This is a genomic window from Streptomyces sp. NPDC048643, assembly GCF_040650615.1.
Classification (GTDB): domain Bacteria; phylum Actinomycetota; class Actinomycetes; order Streptomycetales; family Streptomycetaceae; genus Streptomyces.
In genome coordinates, this window is record NZ_JBEZHO010000064.1 from 42022 (window position 1) to 50352 (window position 8331).

The following is an 8331-nucleotide window of genomic DNA, read 5'->3' on the forward strand; positions in this document are numbered from 1 at the left end:
AACGGCGCTGCGTCCGACCACGGGGGTGGGAATGAAGCGGCTCGACGCCTGGAAGCGGGCGGCCGTCGGCGTCGTGTGCGGACGCCGGTCCAAGTGGTTGGTGCTGGCCCTGTGGCTGCTGGTGCTGCTCTTCGTGGCACCGCTCGGTATGAAGCTCGGCGACGCCCAGGACAACGACGCGCAGTCCTGGCTGCCCGGCTCGGCGGAGTCGACCCAAGTCCTCGACGTCTCCAACGAGTTCCGTCCCGAGCAGATCCCCGCGGTCGTCGTCTACGCCCGGGAGAGCGGCCTGACGGCGCAGGACCGGCGGCAGATCGGCGAGGACGTACAGCAGATCAAGAAGTTGCGGGACCACGGCATCCGCGGGGCGGAGACCCGGGGACCGCTCTTCGACCGGCCGGCCGATCCGCGCGCCGCGCAGATCTACGTGCCGATCACCATGGACGCGGCCGGCTGGCAGCGGATCGCTCCCGCCGTCGACTCGATCCGTGACCAGGTGGGCAAGGGCGGCGACGGGCTCGCCGTGCACATCACCGGGCCCGGCGGCACCTCCGCGGACTCCTCGAAGGCCTTCGAGGGCATCGACTCCACGCTGCTCTACGCCGCGATGGCCGTCGTCATCGTGATGCTGCTGATCACCTTCCGCAGCCCGACCCTGCTCTTCGTACCGCTGCTCGGGGTGATCGTCGCCCTGTTCACGGCCCAGGCGCTGATCTATCTGCTGGCGACCCATGCCGGGCTGACCGTCAACGGGCAGAGCGCCGGCATCCTCACGGTGCTCGTGTTCGGCGCGGGCACCGACTACGCCCTGCTGCTCGTCGCCCGCTACCGGGAGGAACTGCGCCGTCACGAGGACCGGCACGAGGCGATGGCGCGCGCCATGAACCGGGCGGGCCCCGCGGTCCTCGCCTCGGGTGCGACGGTCGTGCTGAGCATGCTGGTGCTGCTGGTCGCCGAGATGAACTCGACGCGGGGCCTCGGCCCGGTCGCGGCGATCGGCGTCGCCGTCGCCCTGCTGGCCATGCTCACCCTCTTCCCCGCCCTGCTCCTCGTGTTCGGGCGCTGGATCTTCTGGCCCGCCCTGCCGCACGTCGGTTCGTCCGACCCGACCCGCAGCGGCTTCTGGTCGCGCATCGGCCACCGCATCGCCCGACGTCCCCGGACCACCTGGATCGGGACGGCGCTGGTGCTCGCGGCCCTCTCCATCGGGCTCGTCGAGCTGCGAGCCGCGGGCATCCCCACCGCCGACCAGTTCACCGGGAAACCCGACTCGATCGTCGGCCAGGAGATCTCCGAGCACTACTTCCCCGCGGGCGCCGGTGATCCGCTGGTGGTGGTGTCGGACGCGACGGCGGCCGGGCAGGTCCGCCGGACCGTGGAGGCGGATCCCGGGGTGGTGCCCGCGAGCATCGGGGTGCCACCGGGCACGGCGCCGGAACACGACGGCCGGGTGCTGTTCGAGGCGACGCTGCGCGATCCGTCCGACAGCGACGCGGCGAAGGCCACGGTCGACCGGGTGCGGGACTCCGTGCACGCGCTGCCCGACGCCGACGCGAAGGTGGGGGGCGGCACCGCGGCCCTGCTGGACATGGAGGACGCCCAGACGCACGACAACTACCTCGTGATCCCGCTCGTCCTGATCGTGGTCCTGCTCGTCCTGAGCGTGCTGCTGCGGGCCCTGGTCGCACCGCTGCTGCTGATCGGGACCGTGGTCCTCTCGCTCGCCGCCGCTCTGGGGGTGAGCGCGCTGGTCTTCCGGCACGTCTTCGACTACGCGGGGGAGGACGTGTCCTTCCCGCTGTTCGTCTTCGTGTTCCTGGTGGCGCTCGGGATCGACTACAACATCTTCCTGACCACCCGTATCCGCGAGGAGGCGGCCCATCAGGGCACGCGGCGCGGAGTGGTCACCGGGCTGGCCACCACCGGGGCGGTGATCACCTCGGCAGGCCTCGTCCTCGCGGGCACGTTCGCGGCGCTGGGCACCCTGCCGGTGGTGGGGTTCGCCGAGATCGGCTTCGCGGTCGCCTTCGGCGTGCTGCTGGACACCTTCATCGTGCGCTCGGTCCTCGTGACCTCGCTCTTCCTCGACGTGGGCCCGAAGGTGTGGTGGCCGAACCGGCTGGCGCACGAGGACGGCGGGACCCGGCCCCCGCCGGACCCAGCCTCGCCGCAGCCCGGTGAGGCGCCGGGACCGGCCGCTCCCCCGGACTGAGGCGGCGGCCGTGCGGGAGCGCGGCGGCGGTCAGCCCGTCCGGCGGATCAGTGCCAGGTACATGGCGTCCGTGCCGTGCAGATGCGGCCACAGCTGGACGTCGGGGCCGTCGCCGAGGGCCGGGACGCCGGGCAGCAGCGGGCGGGCGTCGAGGAGCTCGGCGGAGCCGCCGTCGTAGTGCTTGAGGACGTCGTCGACGACCGCTCGGGTCTCGGCGAGGTGCGGGGAACAGGTCGCGTACCCGACGACACCGCCGACCCGCACCGAGTCGAGGGCCGTGCGCAGCAGCCCGCGCTGGAGCGGGGCGAAGCCGTCGAGGTCCTCGGGACGGCGCCGCCAGCGGGCCTCGGGACGACGGCGCAGGGCGCCCAGACCTGTGCAGGGCACGTCCATGAGCACCCGGTCGAAGGTGCCGGGACGCCACGGCGGACGCGTGCCGTCCGCGGTGATGACCTGGTAGGGGCCGGGGTTCCCGGCAAGTGCCCTGGCGACCAGTCCCGCGCGGTGGGGCTGCTTCTCGGAGGCGAGCAGCGTGGCACCGCGCTGGGCGGCGAGGCCCGCCAGCATCGCGGCCTTGCCGCCGGGTCCGGCGCAGCCGTCCAGCCAGACCCGGTCGGGCCCGTCGAGCGGCGCGTTCGCGAGGGCGATGGCGACGAGCTGGCTGCCCTCGTCCTGGACGCCGGCACGCCCCTCCCGGACGGCGTCGATCGCGCCCGGTTCGCCGCCCTCGGAGAGCCGCACGGCATACGGCGACCAGCGACCCGGCAGCGCCGAGTCCTCGTCGAGCGTGCCGAGGATCTCGTCGGCGGTGGTGCGTCCGGGCCGGGCGACGAGCGTCACCTCGGGCCGTTCGTTGTCCGCCTCCAGCAGGTCCTCGATGCCCGCCCGGCCGCCGCCGAGGGAGTCCCACAGCGCGGAGACGACCCAGCGGGGGTGCGAGTGCACGACGGCGAGGTGGTCCTCGGCGTCCTCGTCGTAGGGCGGCGCGACCTGCTCCACCCAGGCGTCGAGGTCCTGCTTCGCGACCTTGCGCAGGACGGCGTTGACGAACTTGGCCCGTCCGTCGCCGAGCACCACCCGGGCCAGTTCCACCGAGGCGGAGACGGCTGCGTGGGTCGGGATGCGCGTGCCGAGCAGCTGGTGGACGCCGAGGCTGAGCACGTCGAGGACGGGCGGGTCGACCTCGCGCAGCGGCCGGTCGACGCAGGCACCGATGACGGCGTCGTACGTCCCCTGCCGGCGCAGCGTTCCGTAGACCAGCTCCGTGGCGAGCGCGGCGTCGCGGCCGTCGAAGTCGCCCTTCTCGCGCGCCTTGCGCAGCAGGGGCGGCAGGACGAGGTTCGCGTACGCGTCGCGCTCGTCCACGGCCCGCAGCGCCTCGAAGGCGAGCATGCGGACCGGGTCCTTCTGGGGGCGGCGATAGGGCTTGCCGGGCTTGTTCGGCCGACGGGACTGCTCACTCACGAAAAAGGTGCTCCGGATCCGGGAAAAGGTGCGTTCATCAGCCTACGCCGCGCGGCGCAGGCCGGCCGTGGGGCGGACGTCAGACCCCGAGCCGCTCGCCGGAGGGGATCCGCACCCCGCGGGCCCAGTCGGCCGCGCGCATCGGCTTCTTGCCCTGGGCCTGCACCCACAGCAGCTCGACGGCGTACGAGCCGGTGCCCACGTAGACGTTGTTCTTGGCGACGGACAGCTCGCCCGGGGCGAGGTCGGTGCGGTCGGGCACGGTGGCGACCTGGATGAGCTTGAGCCGCTCGTCCCGGAAGACGGTCCAGGCGCCGGGGGCGGGGGTGCACCCGCGCACCACACGGTCGACCCGCAGCGCCGGGGCGGCCCAGTCGACGTGGGCGTTCTCGACGGAGATCTTCGGCGCGGTGCTGACACCGTCGGCGGGCTGCGGCACGGCCTTGAGGGTGCCGTCCTCGATGCCGTCCATCGTGGCGGCGAGCAGTCCCGAACCGGCGAACGCGAGCCGCGTCAGCAGGTCGCCGCTGGTGTCGGTGTGCCGGATCTCCTCGGTGACCGTCCCGTAGACGGGGCCCGAGTCGAGGCCCTCCTCGATCAGGAAGGTGGAGGCACCGGTGATCTCGTCGCCGGCCATGATCGCGTGCTGCACGGGGGCGGCGCCGCGCCAGGCGGGCAGCAGCGAGAAGTGCAGGTTGACCCAGCCGTGCACGGGGACGTCGAGGGCGACGCGGGGCAGCAGCGCGCCGTAGGCGACGACGGGACAGCAGTCGGGGGCGATCTCCCGCAGCCGGGCCAGGAAATCCTCGTCACGGGGCTTCGCGGGCTTGAGCACCTCGATCCCGGCCTCCTCCGCCCGTACGGCGACCGGGCTCGCGACGAGCCGCCGTCCTCGGCCGGCCGGCGCGTCCGGCCGGGTCACGACGGCGGCCACCTCGTGCCGCCCGGAGGCGATCAGGGCGTCCAGGGCGGGAACGGCGACCTCGGGGGTACCTGCGAAGACGAGCTTCATGGGTGGCGGTTGGCCTCTCGGGCGGGAGCTCTTCCATGCCCACGCGCGAGCCGGGAAGGGCGGAGCGCGGGGCAGCGCACCAGTCTATGCCGCCTGCGGCGCCGCGGCTCGGGGGTTCTCCCGCCCCCGTCCGACGGGCCCGGGCGGGTGACGCGTCCGGACGCCGGACCGGGGGCGCGTCAACCCCATGACAGGGGGCGTACGTCCTGCGGCGCGCCCCGTGCATATGCCCTCACGCCCCCGCAGCGTGACCACTCACCCGTCCACGCGTTGGTCAAGAAAGAGTTGACCACAGCGGGCTGCACGAGCGGCCCGATCCTTTTCAACGCCGGTTCGAGAGGCTTGTTCATGGCCGACCACGCAACCCACGACGCCCAGGCTCGCGCAAGCCTGCACTTGCTGGTGCGGGACATCGAGCGGGTCCGCCGGCAGGTGGACGCACTGCGCACGCTCACCGCCCAACTGGGCAACGTCTACCGCCCGCGCCGCTCCGGCCCCTCCACGGGCTTCGTCGTCTACGGGCGTGCCCCCGCCCCGACCGTCCGCCTCGCGCAGGAACTGCGGGACAGTGTCGAGACCCTGGTCACGGCCGCCGTGGACTTCGACCGCTCACTCGGATTCTCGTGGGACGCGGTGGGATCGGCTCTCGGGGTCACCAAGCAGGCGGTGCACCGTCGTTACGGCGCCCGCCGCGCCGCCGCCCAGGCCGCAGCCGAGGCGGAGCGCGCCACGGAGACGGCGAGCACCCGCACGGTCACCGTCGGCGCCGGACTCCCCGCGGTGCCCACGGTCCCCGCGGCCCGCTCCATGCCCACCCAGCCCACCGCGGGCAGCCCCTTCCGCGACGAGGTCAGGCCCACGGCCTTCCCCGGTCCGCGCAACGGCTGACCCACTCCCCCACCACAGACCGAGAACTGCCTCCCGGCCAGGGCCCCGGGAGGCAGTCGTGCGTCTCCCCCCTCATCCGGCACCGGGACCCGTCCCACTCCTCTTGGGGCCAAAGGAAGGCGCCCTGCGCCGGTCGGTGTCAGCCGATGTCGAGGGGATCGATCCGGATCCGTACGGGCTCGGTGCCACCGCGGGCCATGCGTGCCGCCTGTGCGTTCTTCAGGGCCGCCGCCAGTGCGGCGCCACTGCCCGGTGGCACCCGGACCAGCACACGCTCCGCGGGCTCCCCGGTGGGTGGGCCGCCGGGCCGACGTCCGCGTGCCGCCTCGGCGGCCGGGATCGGGACAGGCCCCAACACCTCCGCGTCACCCGGCAGTTCGGCCCCGGCCAGAAAACCGGCGAGCGCCTCAGGGGTGCCGGAAACGGCCGCCATCCGGGAGACCGGCGGGAAGCCCAGCTCGGCCCGCTCGGCGAGTTCACGCACCGCGTGGCCGACGGGATCCCACCGCACGAGCGCCTGCACGGGCCGCAGGGTCGGTTCGGCCACCACCACGACCGTGCCGCCCTCGCCCTGCGGACGGACCAGGGCAGCCGCGCCGATCCAGCGGCGCAGCGCGTCCTCCCCGGCCCGCAGGTCGGGCCGGCCGAGCATGGCCCAGCCGTCGAGCAGCAGGGCCGCCGCGTAGCCGCCCTCGGCGACCGGTTCGGCGCCCGGGGTGCTCACCACCAGGGCGGGGGTGCCGGACACCGTGTCCAGCACCTGCTCCCGCCCGGACGTACGCACCGGCACCGCCGGGAACGCGCGTCCCAGCTCCTCGGCGGTCCGGCGCGCGCCGACGATCTGGGCCCGCAGCCGGAACCCGCCGCACTCCTGACAGTGCCAGGCCGTCTCGTCGCGTCCGCACCACGCACACCGCAGGGCCTGCGCGTCCTGCGCCTCCAGCGGGCCCGCGCAGTGCCGGCACCGTGCGGGCGCCCGGCACTGGGCGCACGCCATCCGCGGCACATAGCCCCGCCGGGGCACCTGGACCAGCACGGGGCCCTGTCGCAGCCCCTCCCGCACGATCTGCCAGGCGACCGTGGGCAGTCGCGCGGCGCGGGCCGCCTCGTCGCGTGCGAGATCGCCGTCCCCGACGGTCCGTACCAGCGGCGCGGCGGCGCGCACCTGCTCCCGGTCGGCGACCAGCGGCAGCGCCCAGCCGGTCTCGACCAACTGGGCCGCCTCCACCGTGCAGGTCCAACTGCCCAACAGGAAGCCGCACTTGTCCCGCGAGGCGCGCAGCTCCAGCACCTCGCGGACATGCGGGAAGGGGGCGTTGTCGTCGCTGTGTCCGGCGTCGCCGTCGTCCCACACGACGACGAGCCCGAGGTCGCGTACCGGGGCGAACATCGCCGCACGGGTGCCGACGACCGCCCGCACCGCGCCGCGTCGTACGGCCAGCCACTCGCGGTAGCGCCGTTCCGGTCCGGCGTCGGCGGTCAGTACCGCGTGGTGCCCCTCCCCGAGCAGGGCCCGGAGCGCCGCGTCCACGCGGGCGGTGGGGCGTCCGGCCGGCACGACGACGAGGGCGCCGCGCCCGGAGGCGAGCGTCGCCTGCACGGCCCGGGCGATCTCCTCGGCCCACTCCGGTCCGGGCAGCGCGGTCCACACGGCGCGCGGGGCACCGCCGGAGGCGAGCGAGGCGAGGAGGTCGGCCCCTCGCCCGTACCGCCGCCAGGTTCCGGGGTCGGGCGCCGCGGGCGGCGGAGGAGGCGGCGTCGACTCGCGTGCCTCGGCCCGGGCGTGCCGTGGCGGAACGGCCAGTTGCAGGACGTCGGCGAGCGATCCCGCGTACCGGTCGGCGACGGCGCGGGCGAGTCCGAGCAGGTCGGGTCCGAGGACGGGCTCGGGCGAGACGACCTGGGCGAGGGCGGCGAGCGGCCCCGCGTAGTCGGACTCGGCGACCCGCTCGACGAGGTAGCCGTCGATCAGGCCGCCGCCCTCGCGCCGACCGTCCCGGACGTTGCGTCCGCCGGCGCCGAACCGCACCCGCACCCGCACGCCCGGCTGAGCGGCCTCGTCGAGGTCCTCGGGCACGGCGTAGTCGAAGTAGCGGTCGAGGTGCAGCACCCCTTTGTCGACGAGGACGCGCGCGACGGGCAGTTCCTTCGCCACCGCCGCCCCGCGCCAGGTCCGCGGCTTGGCCTTCGGCGCCCTCGGCTCCTTCGACCGGCGGACCGTCTCCCGGATCAGCGCGAGCTGCTCGGGCGGCGCACCGTCCGAGCCGCCCCTGTCGTCCGCGTCGGCCCCAGCGCTCTCGGGCCGCCCGTTCGTGCTGCTCACAGCAGTATTCCTACCAGACCGCACCGACACCGCCATGGGCCCGAGATCAGGCCGGCCGCGGATCGCGAACGCCACCAGGACCTGGTGGCTCTTCTGCCATGGGCCGCTCGGCCATACCGGTCCAGGACCGGCAGCAGGATTCGAACCTGCGAGGGGACATCACCCGGAAGTACCCGCGGCCATCGCACCGGGCACGGCGGTGCCGGGTCTCCCGAGATCGAGGTGGCGGCGGACTGCCGTTCCGAAATCACCGCACGCCCAGGGGGCGCACTCCACCGAAGTAACCGCTGCCGGCGCACCGGGAGATCACCAGCGTACGAATCCGGGCCCGGCCGGGCCACCGGTTTCCGCGGCCCCCGAGGGGCGTCCGCGCAGCCGTGAGCCAGCGGGTCCGTGCCCGGGTCGCCGAGGACGACGGCCAGGTGTTCCTTG

5 protein-coding genes are annotated in these 8331 nt (G+C 74.5%); 2 read left to right on the forward strand and 3 right to left on the reverse strand.

The genetic code is table 11. From position 1 onward, the window contains the following. Positions 1-31: 31 nt before the first annotated feature. A complete protein-coding gene (locus tag AB0C62_RS37835; protein ID WP_362981179.1) occupies positions 32-2212 on the forward strand; it encodes an MMPL family transporter in 2181 nt (726 codons plus the stop codon). Positions 2213-2242: 30 nt separating this feature from the next. On the opposite strand, the gene AB0C62_RS37840 is transcribed toward AB0C62_RS37835, so the two are convergent. Both AB0C62_RS37840 and fmt read right to left on the reverse strand, forming a co-directional pair. After that, positions 2243-3676, reverse strand: coding sequence for a transcription antitermination factor NusB (locus AB0C62_RS37840; RefSeq protein ID WP_362981181.1), 1434 nt, complete (start codon positions 3674-3676; stop codon positions 2243-2245). A 79-nt stretch (positions 3677-3755) separates the two neighbouring features. Next, positions 3756-4688, reverse strand: coding sequence for a methionyl-tRNA formyltransferase (gene fmt / locus AB0C62_RS37845; RefSeq protein ID WP_362981183.1), 933 nt, complete (start codon positions 4686-4688; stop codon positions 3756-3758). 348 nt (positions 4689-5036) lie between these two features. Between fmt and AB0C62_RS37850 the strand changes: the two genes are divergently transcribed. Next, positions 5037-5576, forward strand: a complete 540-nt coding sequence (locus AB0C62_RS37850; protein ID WP_362981185.1) for a hypothetical protein — start codon at positions 5037-5039, stop codon at positions 5574-5576. A gap of 139 nt (positions 5577-5715) precedes the next feature. On the opposite strand, the gene AB0C62_RS37855 is transcribed toward AB0C62_RS37850, so the two are convergent. Then, positions 5716-7935 carry a primosomal protein N' gene (locus tag AB0C62_RS37855; protein ID WP_362981191.1) on the reverse strand — a complete coding sequence of 740 codons (2220 nt, stop codon included), beginning with the start codon at positions 7933-7935 and terminating at the stop codon, positions 5716-5718. Positions 7936-8331 lie beyond the last annotated feature (396 nt).

Bases quoted from the DNA above. Each gene is read 5' to 3' on its own strand.
- AB0C62_RS37835 (WP_362981179.1), top strand. From the start codon at position 32: ATGAAGCGGCTCGACGCCTGGAAGCGGGCGGCCGTCGGCGTCGTGTGC.
- fmt (WP_362981183.1), bottom strand. From the start codon at position 4,688: ATGAAGCTCGTCTTCGCAGGTACCCCCGAGGTCGCCGTTCCCGCCCTG.
- AB0C62_RS37850 (WP_362981185.1), top strand. From the start codon at position 5,037: ATGGCCGACCACGCAACCCACGACGCCCAGGCTCGCGCAAGCCTGCAC.
- AB0C62_RS37855 (WP_362981191.1), bottom strand. From the start codon at position 7,935: ATGGCGGTGTCGGTGCGGTCTGGTAGGAATACTGCTGTGAGCAGCACG.